The organism is Blastococcus sp. OS1-29 (genome assembly GCF_057628075.1).
In genome coordinates this window covers 159,619-186,123 of sequence record NZ_JBXXJK010000002.1, presented here as the reverse complement: position 1 = coordinate 186,123, position 26,505 = coordinate 159,619, and the positions used below count along the sequence as shown (strand labels likewise).

The 26,505-nt window shown below is 72.0% G+C and carries 24 protein-coding genes; 19 read left to right on the top strand and 5 right to left on the bottom strand.

Annotation, left to right across the window (positions count from 1 at the left end):
* Positions 1 to 68: 68 nt before the first annotated feature.
* From AC2H4J_RS05665 to acs, 12 genes are all read left to right on the top strand, one after another.
* A complete protein-coding gene (locus AC2H4J_RS05665) occupies positions 69 to 1,619 on the top strand; it encodes an amino acid permease (protein WP_487463870.1) in 1,551 nt (516 codons plus the stop codon).
* Positions 1,612 to 2,976: a glutamine synthetase family protein gene (locus AC2H4J_RS05660; protein WP_487463869.1), complete on the top strand. Its 1,365-nt coding sequence runs from the start codon at positions 1,612 to 1,614 to the stop codon at positions 2,974 to 2,976. Before AC2H4J_RS05665 ends, AC2H4J_RS05660 begins: the two co-directional genes overlap by 8 nt.
* 17 nt (positions 2,977 to 2,993) lie before the next feature.
* Complete coding sequence (locus tag AC2H4J_RS05655) at positions 2,994 to 4,343, top strand: aldehyde dehydrogenase family protein (RefSeq protein ID WP_487463868.1); 1,350 nt, start codon at positions 2,994 to 2,996, stop codon at positions 4,341 to 4,343.
* 2 nt (positions 4,344 to 4,345) lie between these two features.
* Positions 4,346 to 5,128 (top strand): 3-oxoacyl-ACP reductase, encoded by a 783-nt coding sequence (locus AC2H4J_RS05650; protein WP_487463867.1) that lies wholly within the window; start codon positions 4,346 to 4,348, stop codon positions 5,126 to 5,128.
* 26 nt (positions 5,129 to 5,154) lie between these two features.
* Positions 5,155 to 5,592: an SRPBCC domain-containing protein gene (locus AC2H4J_RS05645; RefSeq protein ID WP_487463866.1), complete on the top strand. Its 438-nt coding sequence runs from the start codon at positions 5,155 to 5,157 to the stop codon at positions 5,590 to 5,592.
* Positions 5,593 to 5,667: 75 nt separating this feature from the next.
* Positions 5,668 to 7,281, top strand: a complete 1,614-nt coding sequence (locus AC2H4J_RS05640) for a GGDEF domain-containing protein (RefSeq protein WP_487463865.1) — start codon at positions 5,668 to 5,670, stop codon at positions 7,279 to 7,281.
* Positions 7,282 to 7,337: 56 nt separating this feature from the next.
* Positions 7,338 to 8,447 carry a histidine kinase gene (locus AC2H4J_RS05635; protein WP_487463864.1) on the top strand — a complete coding sequence of 370 codons (1,110 nt, stop codon included), beginning with the start codon at positions 7,338 to 7,340 and terminating at the stop codon, positions 8,445 to 8,447.
* A gap of 39 nt (positions 8,448 to 8,486) precedes the next feature.
* On the top strand, positions 8,487 to 9,236 hold the full coding sequence (locus tag AC2H4J_RS05630) for a LytR/AlgR family response regulator transcription factor (RefSeq protein ID WP_487463863.1): 750 nt from the start codon (positions 8,487 to 8,489) through the stop codon (positions 9,234 to 9,236).
* Complete coding sequence (locus AC2H4J_RS05625) at positions 9,233 to 9,598, top strand: hypothetical protein (RefSeq protein WP_487463862.1); 366 nt, start codon at positions 9,233 to 9,235, stop codon at positions 9,596 to 9,598. The genes AC2H4J_RS05630 and AC2H4J_RS05625 overlap by 4 nt, the downstream gene beginning before the upstream one ends.
* 5 nt (positions 9,599 to 9,603) lie before the next feature.
* A complete protein-coding gene (locus tag AC2H4J_RS05620; protein WP_487463861.1) occupies positions 9,604 to 11,130 on the top strand; it encodes a sodium/solute symporter in 1,527 nt (508 codons plus the stop codon).
* Between the two features lie 134 nt (positions 11,131 to 11,264).
* Entirely contained in the window at positions 11,265 to 11,909 is a 645-nt protein-coding gene (locus AC2H4J_RS05615) for an acetate uptake transporter (protein WP_487463860.1), read from the top strand.
* Positions 11,906 to 13,876, top strand: a complete 1,971-nt coding sequence (gene acs, locus AC2H4J_RS05610; protein WP_487463859.1) for an acetate--CoA ligase — start codon at positions 11,906 to 11,908, stop codon at positions 13,874 to 13,876. The genes AC2H4J_RS05615 and acs overlap by 4 nt, the downstream gene beginning before the upstream one ends.
* Positions 13,877 to 13,878: 2 nt before the next feature.
* Here the strand turns inward: acs and AC2H4J_RS05605 are convergent, their stop codons facing one another.
* On the bottom strand, positions 13,879 to 14,319 hold the full coding sequence (locus AC2H4J_RS05605; RefSeq protein WP_487463858.1) for a flavodoxin family protein: 441 nt from the start codon (positions 14,317 to 14,319) through the stop codon (positions 13,879 to 13,881).
* Positions 14,320 to 14,326: 7 nt separating this feature from the next.
* Complete coding sequence (locus AC2H4J_RS05600) at positions 14,327 to 15,643, bottom strand: alpha-amylase family glycosyl hydrolase (RefSeq protein WP_487463857.1); 1,317 nt, start codon at positions 15,641 to 15,643, stop codon at positions 14,327 to 14,329.
* A 68-nt stretch (positions 15,644 to 15,711) separates the two neighbouring features.
* On the opposite strand from AC2H4J_RS05600, the gene AC2H4J_RS05595 reads away from it, so the two are divergent.
* The gene (locus AC2H4J_RS05595) at positions 15,712 to 17,313 is read left to right on the top strand and encodes a N,N-dimethylformamidase beta subunit family domain-containing protein (protein WP_487463856.1); all 1,602 of its coding nucleotides are present in this window, start codon (positions 15,712 to 15,714) and stop codon (positions 17,311 to 17,313) included.
* A gap of 79 nt (positions 17,314 to 17,392) precedes the next feature.
* The gene (locus tag AC2H4J_RS05590) at positions 17,393 to 19,357 is read left to right on the top strand and encodes a potassium transporter Kup (RefSeq protein ID WP_487463855.1); all 1,965 of its coding nucleotides are present in this window, start codon (positions 17,393 to 17,395) and stop codon (positions 19,355 to 19,357) included.
* Between the two features lie 13 nt (positions 19,358 to 19,370).
* Here the strand turns inward: AC2H4J_RS05590 and AC2H4J_RS05585 are convergent, their stop codons facing one another.
* Together AC2H4J_RS05585 and AC2H4J_RS05580 are read right to left on the bottom strand one after the other, a co-directional pair.
* Entirely contained in the window at positions 19,371 to 19,853 is a 483-nt protein-coding gene (locus AC2H4J_RS05585; protein ID WP_487463854.1) for a hypothetical protein, read from the bottom strand.
* Complete coding sequence (locus AC2H4J_RS05580) at positions 19,850 to 22,288, bottom strand: molybdopterin oxidoreductase family protein (RefSeq protein ID WP_487463853.1); 2,439 nt, start codon at positions 22,286 to 22,288, stop codon at positions 19,850 to 19,852. The genes AC2H4J_RS05585 and AC2H4J_RS05580 overlap by 4 nt, the downstream gene beginning before the upstream one ends.
* 201 nt (positions 22,289 to 22,489) lie before the next feature.
* On the opposite strand from AC2H4J_RS05580, the gene AC2H4J_RS05575 reads away from it, so the two are divergent.
* Positions 22,490 to 22,957, top strand: a complete 468-nt coding sequence (locus AC2H4J_RS05575) for a heme-degrading domain-containing protein (protein WP_487463852.1) — start codon at positions 22,490 to 22,492, stop codon at positions 22,955 to 22,957.
* 7 nt (positions 22,958 to 22,964) lie between these two features.
* Here the strand turns inward: AC2H4J_RS05575 and AC2H4J_RS05570 are convergent, their stop codons facing one another.
* Positions 22,965 to 23,408, bottom strand: a complete 444-nt coding sequence (locus AC2H4J_RS05570; protein ID WP_487464351.1) for a winged helix-turn-helix transcriptional regulator — start codon at positions 23,406 to 23,408, stop codon at positions 22,965 to 22,967.
* A 92-nt stretch (positions 23,409 to 23,500) separates the two neighbouring features.
* Between AC2H4J_RS05570 and AC2H4J_RS05565 the strand changes: the two genes are divergently transcribed.
* The 4 genes from AC2H4J_RS05565 (at position 23,501) to AC2H4J_RS05550 (ending at position 26,495) form a co-directional block, all read left to right on the top strand.
* Positions 23,501 to 24,004 (top strand): N-acetyltransferase family protein, encoded by a 504-nt coding sequence (locus tag AC2H4J_RS05565; protein WP_487463851.1) that lies wholly within the window; start codon positions 23,501 to 23,503, stop codon positions 24,002 to 24,004.
* Entirely contained in the window at positions 24,001 to 24,144 is a 144-nt protein-coding gene (locus AC2H4J_RS05560; RefSeq protein ID WP_487463850.1) for a hypothetical protein, read from the top strand. Before AC2H4J_RS05565 ends, AC2H4J_RS05560 begins: the two co-directional genes overlap by 4 nt.
* 247 nt (positions 24,145 to 24,391) lie before the next feature.
* On the top strand, positions 24,392 to 24,595 hold the full coding sequence (locus AC2H4J_RS05555) for a cold-shock protein (RefSeq protein ID WP_487463849.1): 204 nt from the start codon (positions 24,392 to 24,394) through the stop codon (positions 24,593 to 24,595).
* 214 nt (positions 24,596 to 24,809) lie between these two features.
* Positions 24,810 to 26,495, top strand: a complete 1,686-nt coding sequence (locus tag AC2H4J_RS05550) for a ribonuclease J (RefSeq protein WP_487463848.1) — start codon at positions 24,810 to 24,812, stop codon at positions 26,493 to 26,495.
* Positions 26,496 to 26,505: the final 10 nt, after the last annotated feature.

Below are 26,505 nucleotides of genomic sequence, written 5' to 3'. Positions count from 1 at the left end.
TCCGTCGCCCTAGGGTCCTCCCGCTGATCATTCGGCCAGCAGCGAGCCGCCTGAAGGTAGGAACGCGCATGAGCACCGAGCCCGCCACCCGGCCCGAGAATCACGATCACCACCACGACGAGGACACCCACCGCCTCCACCAGCTGGGTTACGCGCAGGAACTGGCCCGGCACATGTCCGGGTTCTCCAACTTCGCCGTCTCGTTCACGATCATCTCGATCCTCTCCGGCTGCCTGACGCTCTACGGCTTCGGCCTGAACACCGGCGGGCCGGTCGTGATCGTCTGGGGCTGGCCGTTCGTCGGGCTCATGACCCTGTTCGTGGGGCTTGCCATGGCCGAGGTCTGCTCGAGCTTCCCGACCGCCGGCGGCCTCTACTACTGGGCGGCCAAACTCGCGAAGCAGAACGCAGCAGCGTGGTCGTGGTTCACCGGCTGGTTCAACTTCCTCGGCCAGGTGGCGGTGACCGCCGGCATCGACTTCGGCGCCGCGTTCTTCCTCAACGCGTTCCTCGACCTGCAGTTCGGGTTCGACGCCCGGCCCTGGCACACGATCCTGTTGTTCGGCCTGATCCTGCTGCTGCACGGCGCCCTGAACCAGTTCGGCGTCCGGGTGGTCGCGCGGCTCAACGACGTGAGCGTCTGGTGGCACGTCATCGGCGTCGCGGTGATCGTCGGCGTGCTCGCCTTCGTGCCCGACCACCACCAGTCGGCCTCGTTCGTGTTCGGGCACTTCGTGAACAACACCGGCTTCGGTTCCAGCTTCTACGTCGCGCTGATCGGACTGCTGCTGGCGCAGTACACGCTCACCGGGTTCGACGCCTCGGCGCACATGACCGAGGAGACGCACAACGCGGCCCGGTCCGGCCCGCGCGGCATCGTCATGTCGATCGTGGTCTCGGTGGTCGCCGGCTGGGTGCTGCTGATCGGGCTCACGTTCGCGATCCAGAGCTACGAGAGCGCGACCGGCACCCAGACCGGCGTGCCGCCCGCGCAGATCTTCATCGACGCCGTCGGCAACACCGGCGGCAAGCTGCTGCTGCTCATCGCGATCGGCGCGCAGCTGTTCTGCGGGATGGCGTCGGTGACGGCGAACTCGCGGATGATCTTCGCGTTCTCGCGGGACGGCGCGCTGCCCGCCTCCCGCGTCTGGCACCACATCAACCCCCGCACCCGGACGCCCACCCGGGCGATCTGGCTGGCCGCGGGCGGCGCGTTCGTCCTCGGCCTGCCCTACCTCTGGAACGCCACCGCGTACGCCGCGGTCACCTCGATCGCGGTCATCGGCCTCTACATCGCCTACGTGCTGCCCACGTTCCTGCGGCTGCGCCAGGGCGATGCGTTCGAGCCGGGACCATGGCACCTGGGGCGCTGGAGCCGGCCGATCGGCACGATCGCCGTGGCCTGGGTCGTCTTCATCACCGTGCTGTTCATGCTGCCGACGGTGAGCCCCGTGACGGCGAGCTCGTTCAACTACACACCCGTCGCGGTGCTCGTCGTCCTCGGCTTCGCCGGCATCTGGTGGCTGGTGTCGGCGAAGAACTGGTTCACCGGCCCGAAGGTGCAGGGGTCGCCGGAGGAGCTGGCCGCGGCCGAGCGGGAGCTGGAGAGCCTTGCCTGAGCGCAGGGGCGGCGTCCTCACCATCGAGGACCTGCGTCACCTGGTCGATCACGGCGAGGTCGACACCGTCGTCGTCGCGATCACCGACATGCAGGGCCGACTGCAGGGCAAGCGGCTGCACGCCCGGTACTTCCTGGACGTCGTCCTGGAGCACGCCACCGAGGGCTGCAACTACCTGCTGGCCGTCGACGTCGACATGAACACCGTCGACGGCTACGCGATGTCGTCGTGGTCCAGCGGCTACGGCGACTTCGTGATGCAGCCGGACCTCTCCACCCTGCGGCCGATCCCGTGGCAGCCGGGATCGGTGCTGGTCCTCGCCGACCTGCGGTGGGAGGACGGCAGCCCGGTCGTCGCCTCGCCGCGGCAGGTGCTCGCCCGGCAGACCGCGCGGCTGGCCGACGCCGGGATGGCTGCGTACGTCGGCACGGAACTGGAGTTCATGGTCTTTCGCGACACCTACGAACAGGCCTGGACGGCGGGCTACCGGAACCTCACCCCGGTGAACCAGTACAACGTCGACTACTCGCTGCTCGGCACGGCGCGGATCGAGCCGCTGCTGCGCCGGATCCGCAACGAGATGACCGGTGCCGGGCTGGTCGTGGAGTCGGCGAAGGGCGAGTGCAACCTCGGCCAGCACGAGATCGCCTTCCGGTACGCGGAGGCATCCGCGGCCTGCGACGGGCACGTGATCTACAAGACCGGGGCCAAGGAGATCGCGGCGCAGGAGGGCGTCGCGCTGACGTTCATGGCCAAGTTCGACGAGCGCGAAGGCAACTCGTGCCACATCCACTGCAGCTTCCGGGGCACCGACGGCTCCCTGGTGCTCGCCGACGGCCACGGCTTGTCGAAGGTCGGCGAGTCCTACGTCGCCGGGCAGCTGCGGTACATGCGCGAGCTCACCCTGCTGCTCGCCCCCAACATCAACTCCTACAAACGCTACGTCGAGGGCTCGTTCGCCCCGACCGCCCTGCGCTGGGGCCGCGACAACCGCACCTGCGCCTTCCGGCTGGTCGGGCACGGCGCCTCGCTCCGGCTGGAGAACCGCATCCCCGGCGGCGACGTGAACCCCTACCTGGCGACGGCGGCCACCGTCGCCGCCGGTCTGGCGGGCATCGAGGAGGAGCTGGAGCTGGAGCCGGCCGTCGAGGGGAACGCCTACGACGACCCGGAGGCGTCCCACGTGCCGACCGGCCTGGCCGAGGCCCGGGACCTGTGGCTGGGCAGCGATTTCGCGCGCACTACATTCGGCGACGACGTGGTCGAGCACTACGCCAACATGGCCGCCGTGGAACTCGCCGCCTTCGGCAGGTCGGTCACCGACTGGGAGCGGATCCGGGGGTTCGAGCGGCTGTGAGCAGTACGTCCCATGACGTGATCAACCCAGCCACCGAAGAACTCATCACCACGGTCCCACTCGCCGACGTCGACGAGACCGACGCCGCGGTGGCCCGGGCGGCGCAGGCCTATCGGAGCTGGCGGCAGGTGGCGCCGGCCGACCGCGGGCGGCTGCTGCGGCGCTTCGCCCAGCGGGTCGAGGACTCGATCGAGGAGCTGGCCCGGCTGGAGGTGGCCAACTCGGGGCACACGATCGGCAACGCCCGGTGGGAGGCCGGGAACGTCCGCGACGTGCTGACCTACTACAGCGCGGCGCCGGAACGACTGTTCGGGCGGCAGATCCCGGTGGCCGGCGGCGTCGACATCACGTTCCGCGAGCCGCTGGGCGTCGTCGGCGTCATCGTGCCGTGGAACTTCCCGATGCCGATCGCCGGCTGGGCGTTCGCCCCCGCGCTGGCCGCCGGCAACACCGTCGTCCTCAAGCCCGCGGAGCTCACCCCGCTGACCGCGATCCGGCTCGGCGAGCTGGCATTGGAGGCCGGCCTGCCCGAGGACGTGTTCACCGTGCTGCCCGGCAAGGGCTCGGTGGTCGGGCAGCGGCTGGTCGACCACCCCGACGTCCGCAAGATCGTGTTCACCGGCTCGACCGAGGTCGGCAAGGGCGTGATGGCCGGCTGCGCGCGGCGGGTCAAGCGGGTCACCCTGGAGCTCGGCGGCAAGAGCGCCAACGTCGTCTTCGCCGATGCCGACCTGGAGAAGGCGGCGGCGACGGCGCCCTACGCCGTCTTCGACAACGCCGGCCAGGACTGCTGCGCCCGCTCGCGGATCCTCGTGCAGCGCTCGGCCTACGACCGGTTCATGGAGCTGCTGGAGCCGGCGGTCCAGGGCGTGCGCGTCGAGGACCCGGGGCTCGACACCGCCGAGATGGGGCCGCTGATCAGCCGCGGCCAGTGGGAGCGGGTCCGTGCCTACGTGCCGGACGACGCCCCCGTCGCGTTCCGCGGCAGCGCGCCCGACGGGCCCGGGTTCTGGTTCCCGCCGACCGTGCTCGCGCCGGTGGATCCGGCGGCGCCCGCGGTCACCGAGGAGATCTTCGGCCCGGTCGTCGCCGTCGTCCCGTTCGACGACGAGGACGACGCCGTCCGCATCGCCAACCAGGGCGAGTACGGCCTGTCCGGGTCGATCTGGACCCGCGACGTCGGGCGGGCGCTCCGGGTCTCCCGGGGCATCGAGGCCGGCAACCTGTCGGTCAACAGCCACTCGTCGGTGCGCTACTCGACACCGTTCGGCGGCTTCAAGCAGTCGGGGCTGGGCCGGGAGCTCGGTCCGGACGCCCTGAACTCGTTCACGGACGAGAAGAACGTGTTCCTGTCGACGGAAGGCTGAGTGTGTCGGAGCAGGCAGTGGTGCGGCGGCTGGTGGACCGGGTCGCGGTCGTGACCGGTGGGGGCAGCGGGATCGGGCTGGCCACCGCCCGGCGGTTCGCGTCGGAGGGTGCGCTGGTCGTCGTCGGCGACGTCGACCCGACCGCCGGCAAGGCGGCCGCCGACGAGGTCGGCGGCATGTTCGTGCAGGTCGACGTGACCTCCCCCGGGCAGGTCGACGCTCTGTTCCAGGCCGCTGTCGACGCCCACGGCGGGCTGGACATCGCGTTCAACAACGCCGGCATCTCACCCCCGGACGACGACTCGATCCTCACCACCGGCCTGGACGCCTGGCGCCGCGTGCAGGAGGTGAACCTGACCTCGGTGTACCTCTGCTGCAAGGCGGCCATCCCGCACATGCAGGCCCGCGGCAAGGGCTCGATCATCAACACCGCCTCGTTCGTGGCGCGGATGGGCGCCGCGACCTCGCAGATCTCCTATACCGCCTCCAAGGGCGGCGTGCTGGCGATGTCGCGCGAGCTCGGCGTGCAGTTCGCCCGCGAGGGCATCCGGGTGAACGCGCTCTCCCCCGGGCCGGTGAACACGCCGCTGCTGCAGGAGCTCTTCGCCAAGGACCCCGAGCGGGCCGCGCGCCGGCTGGTGCACATCCCGGTGGGGCGGTTCGCCGAGCCCGACGAGATCGCGGCCGCCGTCGCGTTCCTCGCCTCCGACGACTCGTCGTTCATCACGGCGGCGGAGTTCCTGGTGGACGGTGGCCTGAGCGGCGCGTACGTCACTCCCGTCTGACCCTCACCGGTGCTTGGATCTGCCGCATGACGCAGGTGTTCGAGGCATCGACCCGGATCGAGATCGACGCGCCGCCGGAGCGGGTGTGGCAGGCCATCGTGGACCCCGACCTCGTCGCCCGGTACATGTACGGCACGACCCTGGACACCGACTGGGCGGTCGGTTCACCCGTCTTCTGGCGGGGCGAATGGCAGGGGGAGAGCTACGAGGACAAGGGCGAGGTGCTCGCGTTCGACGCACCCCGCCGGCTCGCCGTCACCCATTGGAGCCCGCTGACAGGTGAACCCGACGAACCGGCCAACTACCACCACGTCACCTTCGAGCTCGAGCCCCTCGACGAGCGCCGGACCGGGCTGACGCTCACCCAGGGGAACAGCCCGAGCCAGGACGCCGCCGACAGGCTGATCGCCGAGGGGTGGACGACTGTGCTGCAGGGGCTCAAGGAGGTCGCCGAGGGCAGCTGACGCATCCCCCTTCCTGGGTACGAATGTGCTGGTGGAGGGACTCAAGGAACCGCGTAACCCTGCCGATGGACCGGTGTGACCAGCTCTCCGGTGGTGGACGACGAGCGCATGCCCGCGCTCGGCCCCATCGACGACCCCCGCGCCGGCGACCTGCTGGCGACCGTGGTGGAGCTCGAGATGCTCGCCAGATTCGACTCCGGCATCGCCGAGCAACGGGCCGACCGGTCGATCGCGCTCGCCCGCGAGCTGGGTCTCGCCGAGCTCGAGCAGCGCGCCCAGCTGGTGCGCGCCGACATGCTGCGCCGCCGCGGGAACGTCGCGGAGGCCGGCCGGATCGCCCAGGACGTGCACCGCTGGGCCACCGACCAGGATTCCGGCCACGCCCTGGCCCGGAGCCATTTCGTGCTGTCGGCGGTGTTCCAGGAACTCGGCGACGTCTCCGTCGCCCTGGAGCACGCCGTCCGGGCCGTCGACCTCCTCGTGGAGGGCGCCGATCCGGCCATCCGGATCGACCACCTCACCCGCCTCGGGGACTGCCTGGCCCTGCACGGTGACGAGGCCGCGCGGGAGCGCTACGCCGAGGTCCAGCAGCTGGCCGAGGAGCTCGGCGACGTCGATCGGCGCCTGATGGTGCTGAACAACCGGGCCTACTCCGAGACGCTGTGGGGCGACTTCGCGGCCGCGCTCGAGTTCAGCACGCAGCTGCAGGCCGTCGCCGCCGCGCACGACGTCCCGCTGCACATCGGCCGGCTGGACACGGTCGCCCGCGCACTGATGGGCCTGGGACGTCTCGAGGACGCCGAGGCCGCCATGCTGCCCGGCGCCCGGCCCGAGGCGCTGGCCGCATCCCTGGACGGCGACGCCGGCGCCGACTTCCTGCTGACCCTCGCCGAGGTCCGCCGCCGGCTCGGCAACATCGACGGCGCTCAGGAGAGCCTCGACGAGAGCATCCGCCGCTGCGAGGAGTTCGGGCTGACCTCGATCCGGGTGCGCGCCCGCCGGGAACAGGCCGAGCTGCACGCCGCCGGCGGCGATTTCAAGGCCGCGTACGAGGAGCACAAGCTGTACTGCGAGGAACTGATGGACCTCCAGTCGGCCGAACGCGACGCCCGGGCCCGGGCGCTGCAGGCGATGTACGAGACGACGGAGGCCCGCCGGCAGAGCCGGCGGTACCGCGAGCTGTCGCTGCGCGATCCCCTCACCGGGCTCTACAACCGGCGCTACGTCGACGAGCAGCTCCCCCGCCTGCTCCAGCGCGGCCCCGGCGCCCCGGAGGTGACCGTCGCGCTCCTCGACCTCGACTACTTCAAGCTCGTGAACGACACCTGCTCGCACGAGATCGGCGACGAGGTGCTGCGCATCGTCGCCGAGATCCTCCAGGACGCCGAGGCGGCGCACGCCGGGGGTTCCTTCGCCGCGCGGATGGGCGGCGAGGAGTTCCTGCTGGTGCTGGCCGGCAGCGGTCCCGCGGAGGCCGCCGGCCACCTCGAGGACGTGCGCGCGACCGTGGCCGCCCACCCGTGGGCGGAGCTGACCGGCACGATGTCCATCACGGTCAGCATCGGGGCCGCGAGCACCACCGGCTGCTCCGGCGACCCGGCGCCGACCGCCCTGCTCAGCCGCGCCGACGCCCACCTGTACCGGGCGAAGCGCAAGGGCCGCGACCGGGTCGTCGGCGACCTGCCCTGACCCCGCCGGTGCGATAGCTTCCGGGCACGGCCGGGGGCGACGAGGCGGGTGGACGCATGGCGCTCCTGCGAAGGCGGAATCTCGGATCGCGATCCACCCAGATCGCCTTCGACACGCTGCACACGGTCAGCCTCATGGGCCCCGCCCTGCGCGAGGGGCTGACCCGCGGCGGCGCCGCGCGCGCGGTGAAGCAGCTGCGCTCGCTGCTGGGCGTGTCCGCCGTCGCGCTCACCAGCGACGGCCAGGTCCTGGGCTTCGACGGCGGGCCGCATCGTCACGCGGCCACCCCGCAGGCCGACGTCGCCGAGGCCTCGCGCACCGGGAAGACGGTGGTGCTCCGGTCGCGTGCCCTGTCCTGCGGTCCCGACTGCGACGTCCGGGCCGTCGTCGCCAGCCCGCTGGTCGAGGGCGACACGGTCGTGGGTGTCCTGGCCGCGTACGGGCCGTCGTCCTCGGCGCTGCTGGTCCGCGCGGTCGACGAGGTCGCCCGCTGGGTCTCGACACAACTGGAGCTCGCCGCGGCCAGTCGCCAGCAGGCCCGCGCCGCCGAGGCGGAGCTGCGCGCGCTGCGGGCGCAGATCAGCCCGCACTTCGTGTACAACACGCTGACCGCGATCGCGTCCTTCACCCGCACCGACCCCGAGCGGGCACGGGACCTGCTGCTGGAGTTCGCCGACTTCACCCGCTACGCGCTGCGCAGCGGGGGGCAGCTGGCCACGGTGGCCGACGAGCTCCGCAACACCGAGCGCTATCTCGTCCTCGAGCAGGCGCGGTTCGGCGCCCGGCTCGCCGTCCGGCTGCGCGTCGCGCCCGAGGTGCTCCCGGTGGCCGTTCCGTTCCTCGTGATCCAGCCGCTGGTGGAGAACGCGGTGCGGCACGGGCTGGAGGGGTCCACCGACCCGGTGACCGTGACGATCACCGCGGCCGACGACGGCGCGGACGCGGTGCTGACCGTCGAGGACGACGGGAGCGGTGCCGCTCCGGAGGTCATCGAGGCCAGCCTCGTGCGTGGTGGCGGCTCGTCGCGCGGCCCCGGCGGAATGGGACTGGGCAACGTCGACGCGCGGCTGCGATCGGTCTTCGGTGACGCCTACGGGCTGGTCGTCGAGACGGCTCCGGGCGCCGGCACGAAAGTGACCGTCCGGGTTCCGAAGTCCGCTCCGTGAGCACTGTCGAGGCCGTGACCTGGGAGGTAACGTCGGAACATGTCCCTCCTGGAGGAGGCGGCTCCGAGCCTGCGGGTGGTCGTCGTCGACGACGAGTCACCGGCCCGGTCGGAGCTGGCCTACCTGCTGGGCAGCGACGCACGGATCGCCTCCGTGCGCTGCGCCGCGAGCGCGGCCGAGGCGCTCGCGATCGCCGCGGCCGAGCCGGTCGACGCCGTCTTCTGCGACGTGAAGATGCCCGGCATGGACGGGATCGCGCTGGCCCGCGTGCTCGCCAGCTTCGCGCACCGGCCGCAGATCGTCTTCGTCACCGCCTACGACGAGCACGCCGTCGACGCGTTCGAGCTGCGGGCGGTCGACTACGTCATGAAGCCGGTGCGTGCGGGCCGCGTGGCCGAAGCCGTCCGGCGCCTGTGCCCGGGTCCCGACAGCACGACGGACGCCGACGACAGCGTGCCGGTCGAGCTCGCCGGGGTCACCCGCTTCGTCCGCCTCTCCCAGGTGCGCTACGTCGAGGCGCAGGGCGACTACGCCCGCCTGCACGTCCCGGGCGGGAGCCATCTGGTGCGGATGTCGCTGGCCACCCTGGAGCAGCGCTGGGCCGACTTCGCCCGAATCCACCGCAGCACGCTGGTGGCCCTGACCCACGTGCAGGAACTGCGCATGGACGACGGCCACTGCACCGTCGGGCTCGACGACGGCGTGGAGCTCGTCGTCAGCCGGCGGCACACCCGTGAGCTGCGCGAGCGGCTGATGCACCGTGGCCGTCCCGATGGCCGATCCGGATGAGCGAGCGGACCCGGATCACCCATCCCCGGACCGTCGCGGCACGCCCCGGCCCCACCCGCCCGCCGGCCCGGGAGATCGACGAGCTCACGGCGCTCGGCGAGCTCTACCTGGAGTCACTGCTGCGCAGCCAGCGGCGGACGGCGTTCGCCGTGTGCGCCGCGACGGTCGGCATGCTGCTCGCGCTGGCCGTGGCCGTCGCCGAACTCGCCGGCTGGCGCGCGATCACCGTGTTCGGCGTCCAGCTGCCCTGGGTGCTGGTGGGCTGCGCGATCTACCCCGCCCTGTGGGGCATCGGCTTCCTCGCCGTCCGCCTGCTCGAGCGCAACGAGCGGGCCTTCGCCGAGCTGATGCACCAGCGCTGATCCCCGTGGGCACCCCCGTCTGGCCGATCGTCGGCGTCGGCGCGGTCACCGTGGTCACGATCGCGGCGGGCAGCCTGGGCCTGCGCCGGGCGCGCACCACGGGCGACTTCTACGTCGCCTCGCGAGCGGTCAGTCCCCGCTGGAACGCGGCGGCGGTCAGCGGCGAGTACCTGTCCGCGGCGTCGTTCCTGGGGATCGCCGGCCTGGTGCTCACCTACGGCTTCGACATGCTCTGGTACCCGGTGGGCTACACCGCCGGGTACCTGGTGCTGCTCGCGCTGGTGGCCGCGCCGCTGCGCCGCTCGGGGGCCTACACGCTGCCCGACTTCGCCCAGCTGCGGCTGGGCTCCCTGGCCGTGCGCCGGGCGGCGAGCCTGCTCGTGGTGCTGATCGGCTGGCTGTACCTGGTGCCGCAGCTGCAGGGGGCGTCGCTCACCCTGACGGCCCAGGTCGGCGCGCCGCGGTGGGCGGGCGGCCTGCTGGTCTGCGCCGTCGTGCTGATCGCCGTGGCCGCCGGCGGCATGCGGTCGATCACGTTCGCCCAGGCGGTCCAGTACTGGATCAAGCTGACCGCCCTGCTCGTGCCGGCCGCCGTGCTGGCGACCGTCTGGCGCGCCCGGGGCAATCGCCTGCCCGGACCGTCGGACGACGCCTGGCTCCGCCCCCTCGGCTCGGGCCTCGACCACCCGCTCTACGTCACGCTGTCGCTGATCGTCGCGATCTGCCTCGGCACGATGGGGCTGCCGCACGTGCTCGTCCGCTTCTACACCAACCCCGACGGCCGGGACACCCGGCGCACGGCGCTCATCGTGATCGGGTTGCTGTCGGCGTTCTACCAGCTGCCCACGCTGTTCGGCGTCTTCGGGCACCGCTACCTGCCCGGCCTGGCGTCGACCGGCTCGGCCGACGCGACGGTGCTCCTGCTGCCCGAGCGCATGCTGCCGGGCCTGCCCGGTCAGGTGCTGGGCGGTCTGGTGACCGCCGGGGCGTTCGCCGCGTTCCTGTCGACCGCCTCCGGCCTCACCGTGTCGGTCGCCGGCGTGCTCACGCAGGACCTCTCGCGGGCGGCGGGGCGGCGGCAGGACCGGATCCGGCGCTTCCGGGCCAGCGCCGTCGTCGCCATCGGGGTGCCCTACGTGCTCAGCCTCAGCGGGCTGCGGATCAGCGTGGCCGCGACCGTCGGGCTGGCGTTCGCGCTCGCGGCCTGCACGTTCTGCCCGCTGCTGGTGCTCGGCATCTGGTGGCGCGGGCTCACCGACACCGGCGCCCTGGCCGGACTCACCACCGGCGGGCTGCTGGCGGGTGCGGCGGTCCTCGCCACCCTGCTGCTGGCACCCCGCGGCGGATGGCCGGGCGCACTGCTGGCCCAGCCCGCCGCGTGGATCGTGCCCCTGACCTTCGCGGTGATGATCATCGTCTCGCTGAGCACCCGGTGGCGGGTGCCGGCGGACGTCGGCCGCGTGCTCCTGCGACTGCATGCGCCCGAGTCGATGACCGGCGACCTGCCCTCCCTCGACCGATCGGCGCACTGACCCGGCCGCTCGGCGCAGCCCCCGAGCCGTTGACCGGCGCGGATCCGCGCGGTCGGCGATCGGCGCTTCCGCGCAGGGGTTCGGCGCTGCCAGCGTGGGAGCACGAAGGCCGACCGAGGCTCAGGGAGCAGACCATGACCACAGTGACGCCGGGCGCCCGCGGCGCCATGCACGACGGACAGCGCGACGAGGCGGTCAGCACGGCCGCGAGCGTCTCGCCCGGAATCGCCGACCCCGGGCCGCTGGGCCTGGCGGGGTTCGCCGCGACCACCTTCTTCCTCTCGGCGGTCAACGCCGGACTGCTGCCGAAGACCGTGGAGGGCGCGGTGTTCGGGCTCGCGATCTTCTACGGCGGCATCGCCCAGCTCCTGGCCGGGATGTGGGAGTTCACCAAGGGCAACACCTTCGGCGCGCTCGCGTTCAGCTCCTTCGGCGCGTTCTGGCTGTCCTTCTGGTACCTGGTGACGCACCTGCCGAAGGCCCCGGCGTCGGACCTGAACAAGGCGGTCGGCACCTACCTGCTCATCTGGACGATCTTCACGGCCTACATGTTCATCGCGTCCATGCGCACGTCGGGCGCGATCATGGCCGTCTTCGCCCTCCTGACCCTGACCTTCCTCTTCCTGTGCATCGGGGCCTACAGCGGCACCACCGGCATGACGCGGGTCGGCGGGTGGCTGGGGCTGGCCACCGCGCTGGTCGCCTGGTACGCCTCCCTGGCCGGCGTCTTCAACTCCACGGCCAAGCGGGCCGCCCTGCCGACCTTCCCGCGCGCATGACCGAGACGCTGTCCAACCTCTCCCGCGAGGAGCGGCGCTTCCCGCCCGCCCCGGAGTTCACGGCACAGGCCAACGTCGGCGAGGCCGCCTACGCCGAGGCGTCGGCCGACCGGCTGGCCTTCTGGGAGACCCAGGCGCGCCGGCTGACCTGGGAACGGCCCTGGGACACCGCGCTGGACTGGTCCAACGCGCCGTTCGCGAAGTGGTTCGTCGGCGGCAAGCTCAACGTCGCCTACAACTGCGTCGACCGGCACGTCGAGGACGGCCACGGCGACCAGGTGGCCTACCACTGGGAGGGCGAGCCGGGCGACACCCGCACCCTCACCTACGCGCAGCTCAAGGACGAGGTCTGCAAGGCGGCCAACGCCCTGACCGCGCTCGGCGTGCGGGCCGGCGACCGGGTGGCCATCTACCTGCCGATGATCCCGGAGACGGTCATCTCGATGCTCGCCTGCGCGCGGCTCGGGGCGCCGCACACCGTCGTGTTCGGCGGCTTCTCCTCCACCGCGCTGTCGGACCGGATCATCGACTGCGACGCCCGGGTCGTCATCACCGCGGACGGCGGCTACCGGCGGGGCGCCCCGGCGGGGCTCAAGCCCGCGGTGGACGAGGCGCTGCTCAAGTGTCCAGACGTCCGCTCGGTCCTGGTGGTGCGCCGGACCGGCCAGGACGTGGAGTGGACCCAGGGGCGAGACCAGTGGTGGCACGACCTGGTCGACGGCCAGTCGGCCGAGCACACCCCCGAGGCCTTCGACGCCGAGCACCCGCTCTACGTCATGTACACCTCGGGCACGACCGGGCGGCCCAAGGGCATCCTGCACACCACCGGCGGATACCTCACGCAGGTCGCCTACACGCACTGGGCGGTCTTCGACCTCAAGCCCGACGACGACGTGTACTGGTGCGCGGCCGACATCGGCTGGGTGACCGGGCACAGCTACATCGTCTACGGGCCGCTGGCCAACCGGACGACGTCGGTGATGTACGAGGGCACCCCGAACACCCCGGACGAGGCCCGCTGGTGGCGGATGATCGAGAAGTACGGGGTCACCATCCTCTACACCGCGCCCACCACGATCCGCACGTTCATGAAGTGGGGCGAGCAGTTCCCGGCATCGGCGGACCTCTCGTCGCTGCGGCTGCTCGGCTCGGTGGGCGAGCCGATCAACCCGGAGGCGTGGATCTGGTACCGGCGGGTCATCGGGGGCGACCGCACGCCCGTCGTCGACACCTGGTGGCAGACCGAGACCGGGGCGATCATGATCAGCCCGCTCCCCGGCGTCACCGCGACCAAGCCGGGGTCGGCCACCCGGCCGCTCCCCGGGATCGGCGCCGACGTCGTGGACGACGCCGGCAACTCCGTCCCCGACGGGTCGGGCGGCCTGCTCGTGCTCACCGAGCCGTGGCCGTCGATGCTGCGGGGGATCTGGGGTGACGACGAGCGGTACCGGGAGACCTACTGGTCGCGGTTCGCCGAGCAGGGCTACTACTTCGCCGGCGACGGGGCGAAGAAGGACGAGGACGGCGACCTGTGGCTGCTCGGCCGCGTCGACGACGTGATGAACGTGTCGGGGCACCGGATCTCCACCACCGAGGTGGAGTCGGCCCTCGTCTCCCACCCCACCGTCGCCGAGGCCGCCGTCGTCGGGGCGAACGACCCGACGACCGGGCAGGGCATCGTCGCCTTCGTGATCCTGCGCGGCGGCGGCCCGACCGAGGAGTCCGAGGGGCAGGAACTGGTCGGCGTCCTCCGCGACCACGTGTCGAAGGAGATCGGTCCGATCGCCAAGCCCCGGCAGGTGATGATCGTGGCCGAGCTGCCGAAGACCCGCAGCGGCAAGATCATGCGGCGCCTGCTCAAGGACGTGGCCGAGCACCGCGAGCTCGGCGACGTGACGACGCTGACCGACTCGACCGTCATGGACCTGATCAGCGAGAAGCTGCCGGCCGCGGCCTCGGAGGACTGAGCTCAGAGCTGGACGGCGACGGTTGCGGCCAGCTCGCGGCACGCCTCAAGCTCGGCCGGTCCCGGGGCGCCCACGAGGCTGAGCGGCGCGGCGACCTGCTTCCAGCGCAGCGCGCCGGTGATCTTCCCGATCGCGGTCAGCGCACCGGCGGTGTCGTCGTTGCCGTGCACGTACACCCCGTACGGCAGGCCGACGGTCGCCTCCAGGCACGGGTAGTAGACGGTGTCGAAGAAGTGCTTGAGCGCCCCGGACATGTAGCCGATGTTGGCGGGCGTGCCGAGCAGCACGCCGTCGGCCGCGAGCAGGTCGGCGGCGCCCGCGGACAGCGCCGGGCGCAGGACGAGCTCGGTCCCCTCCGCCAGGGCGACGCCCTCCCGCACCGCCTCCAGCAGCGCCTGCATCGCCGGCGACGGCGTGTGGTGGACGACGAGCAGCTTCGGCACGCCCGGATCATCCCCCCGACGCGACCAGCGCGAACCGGTGCGGTGGCACCTGCACCGAGCCGCCGCGCACCGACGCCTGCCCGGCGACCACCTCGCCGACGACCATCGGCAGCACGACGTCGGCCGGTGCGTCGCCGACGTTGAGGACGACGGCCAGCGCGTCCTCGCCGGCGGTCAGCCGGACGGCGAGCACCTCGTTGGTCAGCAGGTCCGGCTCCTCGATCGTGGCCCCGGCCAGCCAGGCGTGGCGCCGGCGGACCCCGATCAGCAGCCGGTGCAGGTGGGCGATCGCGGCGGCCTCCGGGCCGGGCGGCGCGTCGCTCTCCGGCAGCGGCGGCCGGACGGCGTCGTCCCCACCGGCTCGCTCCTCCTTCACGCCGCGCAGCGCGAACTCGTCGCCGTAGTAGACCGTGGGCACGCCGGGCAGCGCGAACAGCAGGGCGAGCGCCAGGGGCAGGTGCCGGGGGTCGTCGAGCCGGCTGGCGAGGCGGGTGACGTCGTGGTTGCCGACGAAGGTCTGCGGCAGGAAGGACGCCACCATCTGCGCGTGCCGCGTCAGCGCGTGCGCCAGCTCGAACAGGTTGCGGTCGTTGAGCGAGCTCCAGATCGCCTTCCAGAGCTCGTACTGGGTGACCGAGTCGACGCCGGACTCGGCGACGTAGCCGGCGTAGTCGCCGTGCAGCACCTCGCCGACGACCCACACGTCGGGATGGCGCTCCCGCACACGCGGCAGCACCTCCCGCCAGAAGGCCGGGGGGACGGCGTAGGCGGCGTCCAGCCGCCAGGCGTCGACACCGCGGTCGCACCAGTAGCTCATCACCCCGGCGACGTGGTCGACCACCTCGGGGTGGGCGTGGTCGAGCGCGACCAGGGCCGAGTGCCCCTCGAAGTCCCGGTAGCCGAAGCCGTCCGGGCCGTCCCCGTCGATGTGGAACCGGCGGGCCGCGGGGGCGCCGGGGCCCTGCTCCAGCACCTCGCGGAAGCGCGGGAAGTCGCGGCCGACGTGGTTGAAGACGCCGTCGAGGAGCACCCGCACACCCGTGGCGTGGCACGCATCGATCAGGTCGACCAGGTCCTCCTCGGTACCCAGCCGGCGGTCGACGCGCAGGTGGTCGACGGTGTCGTAGCCGTGGGTGGAGGACTCGAAGACCGGGCCGAGTGCGAGGCCGTTGCAGCCGAGCCCGACCAGGTGCGGCAGCCAGGCGTGCAGCTGCGCCAGCCGCGGGACCGGCGGGGCGCCGTCCGGCAGGGCGGTGCGCTCGGCACCGGTGGCGCCCAGGGGGTAGACCTGCCACCACACGGCGTGCCGGATCCAGTCGCTCATCCGCGCGACTGTGCCAGAGGGCGGCGTGCCGAGCTCTGCGGGACGAACCCGGTCAGCACAATGGTGCCGTGCCTGTCGTTCGCCGCCGCGGGCCGTCGGCGAGGGTCACCCGGCTCCTGCTGGCCACCGTGCTCGTCCTCGCGGCTGCCCTCACGATCGTGCTGATCCGCGGCGACCACGGGTCGAACGCGCCGGCCGCGGCGACCGCGCCGGGACGGGCGGCCGGTGGGTCGCCGACGCCTCGTCCGGGTCCGGAGCTGACGCCCACGTCCGAGTGGCACGCCGCCTCGCCGGCGGGCACGGCCATCGAGGGGTACGCCTCGAGGACGAGCGTGCCGCCCGGCGGCAGCGTCGAACTCCGGGTGTCGGCCACCGCGGCCTCGTTCAGCGTCTCGGCGTTCCGGATGGGCAGCTACGGGGCCGATCCGGCCGCGCTCGCCTGGCGGGGCGGCCCGTTCCCCACCGTCGCCCAGCCCGCCGCGGTCGAGGTGCCGGCGACGGGCACGATGACGGCGCCGTGGCAGCCCACCGCCACGGTGACCGCCACGGACTGGCCCCCCGGCGCCTACCTCCTGCGGCTGGAGGGCGCCGACGGCGCCCAGAGCTACGTGCCGCTCACGGTCCGCTCGCCCTCCGGCGCCGGCCGGGTCGTGCTCGTGCAGGCGGTCACGACCTGGCAGGCGTACAACGCCTGGGGCGGCAAGAGCCTCTATCACGGGGCCGACCACCGGGGCGGGGAGAGCCGCGCGTACGCGGTCTCGTTCGACCGCCCCTACGACATGGCCTTCGGTTCCGGGGACTTCCTCGGCAACGACCTCCCGCTCATCACCTTCGCCGAGAGCCTGGGCATCCCGGTCGGCTACGCCACCGACGTCGATCTGCACGACGACCCCCACCTGCTCGACGGCGCCCTCGCCGTGGTGTCCCCGGGGCACGACGAGTACTACTCCACCGCGATGCGCGACGCGCTGACCCGCGCGCGCGACGCCGGGACGAACGTCTTCTTCCTGGGCGCCAACGCCGTCTACCGGCACATCCGGCTCTCACCCACCGACATCGGGCCCGACCGCCTGGAGACGGACTACAAGGACGCCGGCCTCGACCCGATGACCGCGACCGACCCCACGGAGTCCACGGCACAATGGCGGTCGGCCCCGCTCAACCGGCCGGAGAGCGACCTCGTCGGCGGCTACTACCGGTGCAATCCGGGACGAGCGCGCCTGACCGTGGCGCCCCAGCTCAGCTGGCTCACCGAGGGAATGGGGCTCGCGCCCGGGCAGCAGCTCGGGGAGGTCGTCGGACCGGAGTACGACCGCGTCGACCTCCGGGTGCCCACCCCGCACCCGCTGCAGGTGATCTTCCACTCGCCCATCCACTGCACGGGCGGAGGCGGCATCGACGACGCCTCCGACGTCACCTACTACACGACGCCCAGCGGAGCGGCCGTCTTCGACTCGGGCACCAGCAAATGGGTGTGCGCCCTGGACGACGAGGCGTGCGACGGCTGGGGTGACGCCGCCGCCTACCAGGTGGTCCGCGAGGTGACCCGGCGCCTGCTCGTCGCAGCTGCCACCGGCCCGATCGGACGGACCCACCCGGCGGTCGACACCACCGGCGGCCCACCGGGCCCGGGCGACGGCATCGCGGGGATCGGGCGCCCTGGGAGCTGAGCGGGCACCACGACGCGCCGTGCGGCGGGGTTCGGCGGAGACTGCGGACCGTGCAGGTACGACGGGAGGAGGCCCGACCGTGAAGGGCGCGATGAAGGCCGCCGCCGCGACGGCCGAGGAACCCGGGCAGCCCGAGCAGTCGACGCACCCGACCCAGCACCGCTCGGCGGCGGGCGGGCTGGTCCTCGCCGCGCTGGGGATCGTGTTCGGCGACATCGGGACCAGCCCGCTCTACGCCCTGCAGACGGTCTTCTCGCTCGACCACAACGCCGTGCGGCCCACCCAGACCGACGTCTACGGCGTGATCTCCATGATGTTCTGGTCGGTCACGCTGATCGTGTCGATCAAGTACATCAGCGTCCTGATGCGCGCGGACAACGACGGCGAGGGCGGCGTCATGGCCCTCACCGCGCTGGCCCGGCGGCTGTACGGACGCGCCGGGGGGCGCAGCGGGCCGCTCGTCGTCCTCGGCATCCTGGGGCTCGCCCTGTTCTACGGCGACTCCCTGATCACGCCGGCGATCAGCGTGCTGTCGGCGGTCGAGGGCGTGCGGGTGGCAGCCCCGGGCCTCGGTCATGTCGTCGTCCCCGCCGCCGCGGTCATCCTCGCCGCGCTGTTCGCCGTGCAGCGGTACGGCACCGGCCGGGTCGGCGCCCTGTTCGGGCCGGTGATGCTGCTGTGGTTCGCCGTCCTGGCCGTGGTCGGCATCCGCGGCATCGTGGCCGAGCCCGGCGTCCTCCAGGGGCTGAGCCCGAGCTACGCCGTCCTCTTCGTCGTCGAGCACCCCTTCATAGCCTTCATCGCGATGGGCGCGATCGTCCTGGTGATCACCGGCGCCGAGGCGCTGTACGCCGACATGGGCCACTTCGGCCGGCCGCCGATCCGGCGCGCGTGGTTCTTCGTCGTCTTCCCCGCGCTGACGCTGAACTACCTCGGCCAGGCCTCGCTGATCCTGCGCCACCCCGACTCGGTCTCCAGCCCGTTCTACCTGCTGGTGCCGTCGTGGGGGCAGCTCCCGATGGTCGTGCTGGCCACCGCGGCCACGGTCATCGCCAGCCAGGCGGTCATCTCGGGGGCGTACTCCCTGTCGCGGCAGGCGGTCCAACTCGGGCTGCTGCCCCCGGTGACCGTGCGCCAGACCTCCGAGCACGAGGGCGGCCAGATCTACCTGCCGGGCGTCAACGCAGCCCTGTTCGTGGGTGTCATGGCGGTGATGCTCAGCTTCCGGTCGGCCGAGCGGCTGGCCACCGCGTACGGCGTCTCGGTCACCGGCGCCCTGGTGATCGACACCATCCTGATGCTCGTGGTGGCGCGGATCCTCTGGAAGTGGCCGCCGTGGAAGCTTGCGCTCGCCGCGGTCGCGTTCGGCGGGGTCGAGGTGACCTTCCTCGCGGCCAACCTCAGCAAGGTCGCCCACGGCGGCTGGCTGCCGCTGCTGATCGCCGTCGTCCTCTTCACCGTCATGACCACCTGGCGGCGTGGCCGGGAGATCGTGTCCGCCAACCGCCGCAAGCAGGAGGGGTCGCTCAGCGAGTTCGTCGACGAGCTGTACGAGCGCGGCCTCCCGCGCGTGGAAGGCACGGCGGTCTTCCCGCACCCCGGCAAGGACAGCACACCCCTGGCGCTGCGCGCCAACGTCGAGCACAACAAGGTGCTCCACCAGGACGTGCTGATCGTCTCGGCCAGCTCGGCCAACGTTCCGCACATCCCGGTCGAGGAGCGGTTCCAGGTCGACCACCTCGGCCACGAGGACGACAACATCCAGCACCTGTCGGTGAGGTTCGGGTTCTCCGACGAGCCGAACCTGGCCGAGGCCCTCCACCAGGCGTGCGAGCTCGGCGCGCTGACGTCCCCGACGATCGACGCGGAGAACGCGTCGTTCTTCCTGAGCCGCGGGCAGATCCGGCGCACCCGGGCGCCGGGCATGGCGCAGTGGCGGAAGGTCCTGTTCCTGGGTCTGGCGCACAACGCGGCCGACCCGGCCGCCTACTTCGGCCTGCCCGTCCGCCGCACCGTGACGATGGGCAGCCCGGTCGACGTCTGACGAGCTCCCCGGGTCAGCTGGCCAGCACCTGGGGCGAGGACTCCTTCAGCTTGGCGTTGGCCCATCGCGACACCCGCAGCGTCTGCGGATGGCACCGCTCGGCGAGATCGAGCAGCTCCTTGTTCTTCGCGCCCTGGGCGCCCTGGGCGAGCAGCTCCCAGTCCAGCGACGTGCCCGACGCCTCGCGGTACAGGTGCCGCAGGTCGGCGAGCAGGAGCAGTCCCGGCTCCGACTCGCGGCCGGTGAACTCCGCGGCCTTCCGGCGCACCTTCTCCATGAGGCCGTGCACGTGCTCGGCCTCCGGGTCGAGCTCGAGTCCGAACTCCCGCCCCGCCTGGGCGAGCTCCTCGACGTGCTGCTGCGACCACGTCGCCATGTCGCGGGTGACGTGGAAGACCTCGTGGTCGACCCTGTGCCGGTCCGACATCGACAGGAGCACCGTGTACAGCTCGTTCTCGGAGCGGTGCAGCTCCTCGATCGCCATGCCGAGCTTCATGCCATTCCTCCGACCGTCTCGCGGGCCTCTGCCGCGCTGCCGCCGGCCGTGGCCGGCGCCGATCCGGCCACTGGCGCCGATGCCGTGTTCGTGGGCGCGGCCGACGGGCCGTCGGCGTCCCCGATCTTCCGTACGGCGGCGGCCGCGGTCTTGAACAGCGGCTGCTTGGACACCGGGTCCCAGTCGGTGACGGTCAGCTCGTTCGCCGCCCGCTCCGGGCCCTCGCCGCCGGTGTCCCAGTAGCCGTAGTGGAACGGGAGGAACACCACGCCGGGACGGATGCCGCTGACCCGCAGCCGGGCCTCGACCCGGCCGCGCGGGGTGGTGATCTCCATCAGGTCGCCCTCACCGAGCCCCCGGTCGGCGGCGTCGCTCGCAGCCATCTCCACCCAGACCTCGCGCGCGGCCGCCGTCAGCTGCGGCGCGCGACCGGTCTTCGTGCGGGTGTGGAAGTGGAACAGCGTGCGGCCGGTGATCAGCTGGAACGGGTAGTCCTGGTCGGGCAGCTCGTGCGGTGGCAGGTACTCCGCCGCCTTGAGCACCGCTTTCCCGTCGGGGTTGAGCGCCTTGTACTCGGTCTCGGACACCGGGGCGCCGGTGACCATGTCGCGGCCGTACTCCTCGCAGTAGGCGGGATCGGCCCAGAACTGCCCGTCGGCGTACAGCCGCTCGGTGCCGTCGGGGTTCTCCTCGTTGCACGGCCACTGGATGCCGCTGCCGCCGCGCAGCTTCTCGTAGCTCAGGCCGGTGTAGTCGCAGGGGCGCCCGCGGCTGCACTCCTTCCAGCCCTCGAAGGCGCCCTCGGGATCGGTCCACTTCACCAGCGGGGCGCCGTCCTTGTCCTGGAGCCCGAGCCGGCGCGCGAAGTCGACGAAGATGTCGAGGTCCGGCCGCGCCTCCCCCGGCGGCTCCACCGCCTTCTCCGACAGGTGCACGGTGCGGTCGGCGTTGGTGAAGGTGCCGGTCTTCTCCCCCCACGTGGCGGCCGGCAGGACGACGTCGGCGAACTCTGTCGTCTCCGTCGGGAAGATGTCCTGGACGACGACGAACAGCCGCTCCTGGCCGAGGATCGAGCGGATCCGCTGCAGCTCGGGCAGGGACACCGCCGGGTTGGTGCCGATGATCCACAGGAACCGGATGGAGCCCTGCTCGGCGTAGCGGAAGATCTGCATCGCATGGGTGGGCGGCGCGTAGTGCGGGATCTCGATCTGCTCGACGTTCCAGACCCGGGCGAGGTCGGCGACGTGGTCGTCGTTGTCCCAGTTCCGGAAGCCGGGCAGGTCGCCGTCGGCACCGCATTCCCGGGTGTTCTCGGCCGTGGGCTGGCCGTTCATCTGGAGCAGGCCGCAGCCCGGCTTGCCGAGCATGCCGCGGACGATGTGGATGTTGTTCACGCAGACGGCGGCCGCCGTCGCCTGGTGCGACTGGTAGAAGCCTTGCAGCACAGTGGACAGCAGCCGCTCGGCGGTGCCGATGAGCCGTGCCGCCTCGCGGATCTGGTCGGCCGAGACGTCGCAGACCTCCGCGGCCGCCTCGGGCGGGTACTTCTCCAACTGCTTCTTCAGCTCGTCGAACCCGACCGCGTGCGCGTCGACGTAGTCCTCGTCGTACCAGCCGTTGGCGACGATCTCGTGCAGCAGTGCGTTCATGAGCATCACGTTGGTGCCGGGCCGGGGCGCCAGGTGCACGGTCGCGGCCCTCGCGACCGGGGTGAGCCGGGGGTCGACGCAGACCAGCTTCGGCGGGTTCGGCCCGGCCAGCCGGTCGAGGATCCGGGCCCAGAGCACGGTCTGGGTCTCGGCGACGTTGTGCCCGTACAGCGCGATGACATCGGCATGGTCGACGTCGGTGTACGAGCCCGGCTGGCCGTCGCAGGCGAAGGACTCCTTGAGCGCAGCCGCGGCGGTGGCCGTGCACAGCCGGGTGTTGCCGTCGACGTGGTTGGTGCCGATGCCGCCGTGCGCGATCATGCCGAGCGTGTAGTAGTCCTCGATGAACAGCTGGCCGGTCGTGTAGAAGCCGATCGCACTCGGCCCCTGCTCCTCCAGCAGTTCCTGCACCTTGCCGACGACGGCGCCCATGGCGGTGTCCCAGTCGGTCTCGACCAGTTCGCCGTCCCGGCGCAGCAGCGGACGGGTGAGCCGGTCAGGTGAGTGGTTGGCCTGCCAGCCGAACAGGTCCTTCGGCCCGAGGCGGCCGTGGTTCACCCGGTCGACCTCCCGGCCGCGGACTCCGACGATGCGGCCGTCCTTGACCGCGATGTCCATGCCGTCGCCGTTGGAGTGCAGGATCGAGGCCGACTGCTTCCAGGCGTCGACGTCGGCCTCGGTCATCCCGTCGGACAGGTAGGTGTCCACCCGGGCCGGCCAGTCCTCGCCCGGGCCGTAGGGCGTCCGCGTGCCCCAGGGCTCCGCGATCCGATCGACCTTCGTCACCGTTCCTCCCCTGCCGTGTGCACGATTGCCGTACGTCAATGATTCTGGGGCCGCCCCCGTCACCTGGCCATTCGCCTCCTCGCGCGGCCCACGCGAGCACCGGATCTCCCTGCCCGCCGCGCCCTTCCCAGCTCGGGGAACGGCGCTCCGTCACCACGCGGCCACGCCCGACCGCGCGCTGCGGGCTGTAGGAATACAGCCATGACCGACCCGTTCCCGTCCGTGGCCGAGCTCGCCGCCGAGGAGGAGGAGCTGCAGTTCTCGTCCTTCACCAACGACGACGCCTGGGAGCTGGGGACGGCGCTACGGGAGCTGGCACGCCGGCAGGCCGCCCCGGTGGCGATCGACATCAGCCGCAACGGCTCCCAGCTGTTCCGGGCGGCCCTGCCGGGTGCCACCCCGGACAACGAGGCGTGGATCGCGCGCAAGCAACGGGTGGTGCACCGGTTCGGGCACAGCACCCTGCACGTGCGCCAGTCCTTCGTGGCGCGCGGGACGACGTTCGAGGAGCAGTCCGGGCTCGACCCGCGGCGGTATGCCGCGCACGGCGGCGGGTTCCCGGTGCTGGTGCGCTCGGTGGGGCCGGTCGGCGTCCTGGTCGTGTCCGGGCTGCCTCAACTGGAGGACCACCGGCTGATCGTGGCGGCGCTGCGGGCGCACCTGGGCTGAGCCGCCCTCAGCCGGCCACCCGCTGGACCGGTGCCACCTCGCACGGCCCGCTGACCGAGTGCCCGGCCTCGCAGGTCAGCTCCAGATGCACCGAAGCGCCGCAGTCCCGGTGCGTCAGCTCCACGGGGGGCGGTCCGTCGGCGAGGTACGTGTCGCCCCACTGCATGAGGGCCACCAGCGTCGGATAGAGGTCGCGGCCCTTCGGTGTCAGCCGGTACTCGTGGCGCTGCCGCGCGCCGTCGGCCTGGTAGGGCACCCGGGTGAGGACGCCCTGCTCGACGAGGGTGGCCAGCCGGTCGCTGAGCACCGCCTTCGGCGCACCCAGCACCCGCTGGAAGTCGGCGAACCGGCGGACGCCGAAGAAGGCCTCCCGCAGGACGAGCAGGCTCCACTTCTCCCCGACCACCGCCAGGGTCCCGGCTACGGAGCACCGGGAGCGGTCCCACGACATCTCGCTCACCGGCCCAGCATAGAACCTCTGGGTTCACTTGACGAACCCACAAGGGAGGAGCACAGTTCATTCACCGAACCCAGGAGGCCGGAATGGACATCGCCGTCGCGACGCGGCCCGTGCAGCCCACCGACGACGTGCTGTTCCGCCGGCTCTGGCCGCGACTGTCGCCCGACACCGTCTACCGGCGCTTCCACTCGCCGATCCACGGCCTCCCGCCCGACGCGGTGCGGCACCTCGTGACCGTCGATCACGACCGGCGCGAGGCCGTCGCGGCGATCGTCGGCGGCGAGGTGGTCGGGGTCGCCCGGTACGACCGCTCCCCTGCCGATGCCTCGACCGCCGAGTTCGCGATCCTCGTGGAGGACGCCTGGCAGGGGCTGGGACTGGCCCGGCAGCTGCTGACCGAGCTCGTGGCGCTGGCCGCCGGCCGTGGCATCGCGACGCTGACCGCCACCGTGCAGCGCGACAACGACCGCGTGATCGGGCTGATCCGGCGGCTGCTCCCCCGCTCCACGTTCACCCCCGACGGCGACGTCCTCGCCGTCGAGAGCCCGCTCGACCGACCCAGCCAGCAGAGAGGACCACTGTCATGACCAGCCTGCGCACCGCGCTCGCCGCCCACCGCTCGCGCCGCGGCCGGATCCGCGAGGAGCGCGCCGTCCTGCGCGCCCTGGCCGCGGCCCCGACGCTGGAGTCCGCGCACGAGATCGTGTCGCTGCGCGCCCACACCTGACCCGACGGGACTTTCGGTACAGAAAGTCCCCCCGTCGACCCGTTGGGGGCACGCCGGACGCGGCTCGTGGCGAAGATCGCCCGCGACAGCGTAGGGTTCACGCCGGTCGCTGTTGTGCCTCTGCTTCGTTCTTGAACGTCCGCAGTCGTCTCTGCCTGACGTTCCTCTCGGTCCTGCCGGTGGTGCGGCGGCCCGAAGACCGGCGTCGTGCCGGTCGGACACCCCCCAGCACGGAATGAGAATCAGCATGGCTCAGGGCACTGTGAAGTGGTTCAACGCGGAGAAGGGCTTCGGGTTCATCGCCCAGGACGGCGGCGGCGCCGACGTCTTCTGCCACTACTCCGCCATCGTCTCGGACGGCTACAAGTCGCTCGACGAGGGCCAGCAGGTCGAGTTCGACGTCACGCAGGGTCAGAAGGGCCCGCAGGCGGAGAACGTTCGCGCGATCTGATCTCGCGGAACTCCCGGAACGGGGGTCACGGCGCCCACGCGCCGTGGCCCCCGTTTCGCGTTCCGGGGCGCCCAGGGATCCCTCGACGCGTCCAGTCACACGAACTCGTGGCCATCAGCCTCTGATGGCTACGAGTTCGTATGAATCGATGCCCCTGAGCCCACGCGCCGTGGCCCCCGTTCCGCGTTCCGGGGCGCCCACTACCGTTCGGGGCATGAGCCGCAGCCATCCCGAACTCCGCACACCGCCGCCCCTGACCGACGGCGGCCTGCGCGTGATCGCCCTCGGTGGCCTCGGTGAGATCGGCCGCAACATGACGGTCTTCGAGCACGCGGGCAAGCTGCTGATCGTCGACTGCGGCGTTCTGTTCCCCGAGGAGAACCAGCCGGGGATCGACGTGATCCTCCCCGACTTCACGTCGATCCGGGACCGGATGGACGACGTCGTCGCGATCGTCCTGACCCACGGGCACGAGGACCACATCGGCGGGGTGCCCTACCTGCTGCGCGAGCGGCGCGACATCCCCCTGGTCGGCTCGAAGCTCACCTTGGCGTTCATCGACGCGAAGCTCAAGGAGCACAAGATCAAGCCGGTCACCCGCGAGGTGGCCGAGGGCGACGAGGTGGCCTTCGGGCCCTTCGACCTCGAGTTCCTCGCCGTGAACCACTCCATCCCCGACGCGCTCGCCGTCGCCATCCGCACCGCTGCCGGCCTGGTGCTGCACACCGGCGACTTCAAGATGGACCAGTTCCCCCTGGACCGCCGGATCACCGACCTGCGTGGCTTCGCACGGCTCGGCGAGGAGGGGGTCGACCTCTTCCTCACCGACTCCACGAACGCCGAGGTCCCGGGCTTCACGATGTCCGAGGGCGAGCTCGTGCCCGCGATCGAGAAGGTCTTCCGGGACGCCCCGCGGCGGGTGATCGTCTCGAGCTTCGCCAGCCACGTGCACCGCATCCAGCAGGTGCTCGACTCCGCCCATGCGCACGGCCGCAAGGTGGCCTTCGTCGGCCGGTCGATGGTGCGCAACATGGGCATCGCCCGGGAGCTGGGCTACCTCAACGTGCCCAAGGGCCTCGTCGTCGACATGAAGGAGCTCGAGAAGCTGCCGGCGAACCAGGTCTGCCTGGTCTGCACCGGCTCCCAGGGCGAGCCGATGGCGGCGCTGTCCCGCATGGCCAACCGCGACCACGTCATCCGGGTCTCCGAGGGCGACACGGTCCTGCTCGCCAGCTCGCTCATCCCCGGCAACGAGAACGCGATCTACCGCGTCATCAACGAGCTGACCCGCTGGGGCGCGACGGTCGTCCACAAGGGCAACGCCAAGGTGCACGTCTCCGGGCACGCGAGCGCCGGTGAGCTCGTCTACTGCTACAACATCGTGAAGCCACGCAACGTCATGCCGGTACACGGCGAGTGGCGGCACCTGCGGGCGAACGGCGACCTCGCCATCCGTACCGGCGTGCACCCCAGGGGCGTCGTCCTGGCGGAGGACGGGTTCGTCGTGGACCTGGTGGGCGGTCGGGTGTCGATCACCGGGAAGGTGCCTGCCGGCAACGTCTACGTGGACGGCGAGACCGTCGGCGGGGCGACCGAGGCGCACCTGAAGGACCGCCGCAACCTCGCCGAAGAGGGCGTCATCACGGTGGTGGCCATCGTCGACGCCGACACCGGCCGGCTGGCCGAGCCGCCGGACTTCCTGGCCCGCGGCTTCGTCCACGACGAGAAGACGTTCACCGACGTCGAGCCGCTGATCGAGAAGGCGCTGGCGAAGGCCGCCGAGGAGGGCGTGGGCGGGTCGATACAGCTCGAGCAGCTCATCGCCCGGGCCGTCGGACAGTGGGCGCACCGCACCTACCGGCGCAGCCCGATGATCATCCCGATCGTCATCGACGCCTGAGCCCGCCGCG

Coding starts and splice junctions, on each gene's coding strand:
- acs (WP_487463859.1), top strand. CDS start 11,906: ATGACCGAGACGCTGTCCAACCTCTCCCGCGAGGAGCGGCGCTTCCCG.
- AC2H4J_RS05555 (WP_487463849.1), top strand. CDS start 24,392: ATGGCTCAGGGCACTGTGAAGTGGTTCAACGCGGAGAAGGGCTTCGGG.
- AC2H4J_RS05630 (WP_487463863.1), top strand. CDS start 8,487: ATGTCCCTCCTGGAGGAGGCGGCTCCGAGCCTGCGGGTGGTCGTCGTC.
- AC2H4J_RS05575 (WP_487463852.1), top strand. CDS start 22,490: ATGACCGACCCGTTCCCGTCCGTGGCCGAGCTCGCCGCCGAGGAGGAG.
- AC2H4J_RS05560 (WP_487463850.1), top strand. CDS start 24,001: ATGACCAGCCTGCGCACCGCGCTCGCCGCCCACCGCTCGCGCCGCGGC.
- AC2H4J_RS05570 (WP_487464351.1), bottom strand. CDS start 23,408: ATGTCGTGGGACCGCTCCCGGTGCTCCGTAGCCGGGACCCTGGCGGTG.
- AC2H4J_RS05635 (WP_487463864.1), top strand. CDS start 7,338: ATGGCGCTCCTGCGAAGGCGGAATCTCGGATCGCGATCCACCCAGATC.
- AC2H4J_RS05550 (WP_487463848.1), top strand. CDS start 24,810: ATGAGCCGCAGCCATCCCGAACTCCGCACACCGCCGCCCCTGACCGAC.
- AC2H4J_RS05565 (WP_487463851.1), top strand. CDS start 23,501: ATGGACATCGCCGTCGCGACGCGGCCCGTGCAGCCCACCGACGACGTG.
- AC2H4J_RS05625 (WP_487463862.1), top strand. CDS start 9,233: ATGAGCGAGCGGACCCGGATCACCCATCCCCGGACCGTCGCGGCACGC.
- AC2H4J_RS05665 (WP_487463870.1), top strand. CDS start 69: ATGAGCACCGAGCCCGCCACCCGGCCCGAGAATCACGATCACCACCAC.
- AC2H4J_RS05615 (WP_487463860.1), top strand. CDS start 11,265: ATGACCACAGTGACGCCGGGCGCCCGCGGCGCCATGCACGACGGACAG.
- AC2H4J_RS05600 (WP_487463857.1), bottom strand. CDS start 15,643: ATGAGCGACTGGATCCGGCACGCCGTGTGGTGGCAGGTCTACCCCCTG.
- AC2H4J_RS05645 (WP_487463866.1), top strand. CDS start 5,155: ATGACGCAGGTGTTCGAGGCATCGACCCGGATCGAGATCGACGCGCCG.
- AC2H4J_RS05585 (WP_487463854.1), bottom strand. CDS start 19,853: ATGAAGCTCGGCATGGCGATCGAGGAGCTGCACCGCTCCGAGAACGAG.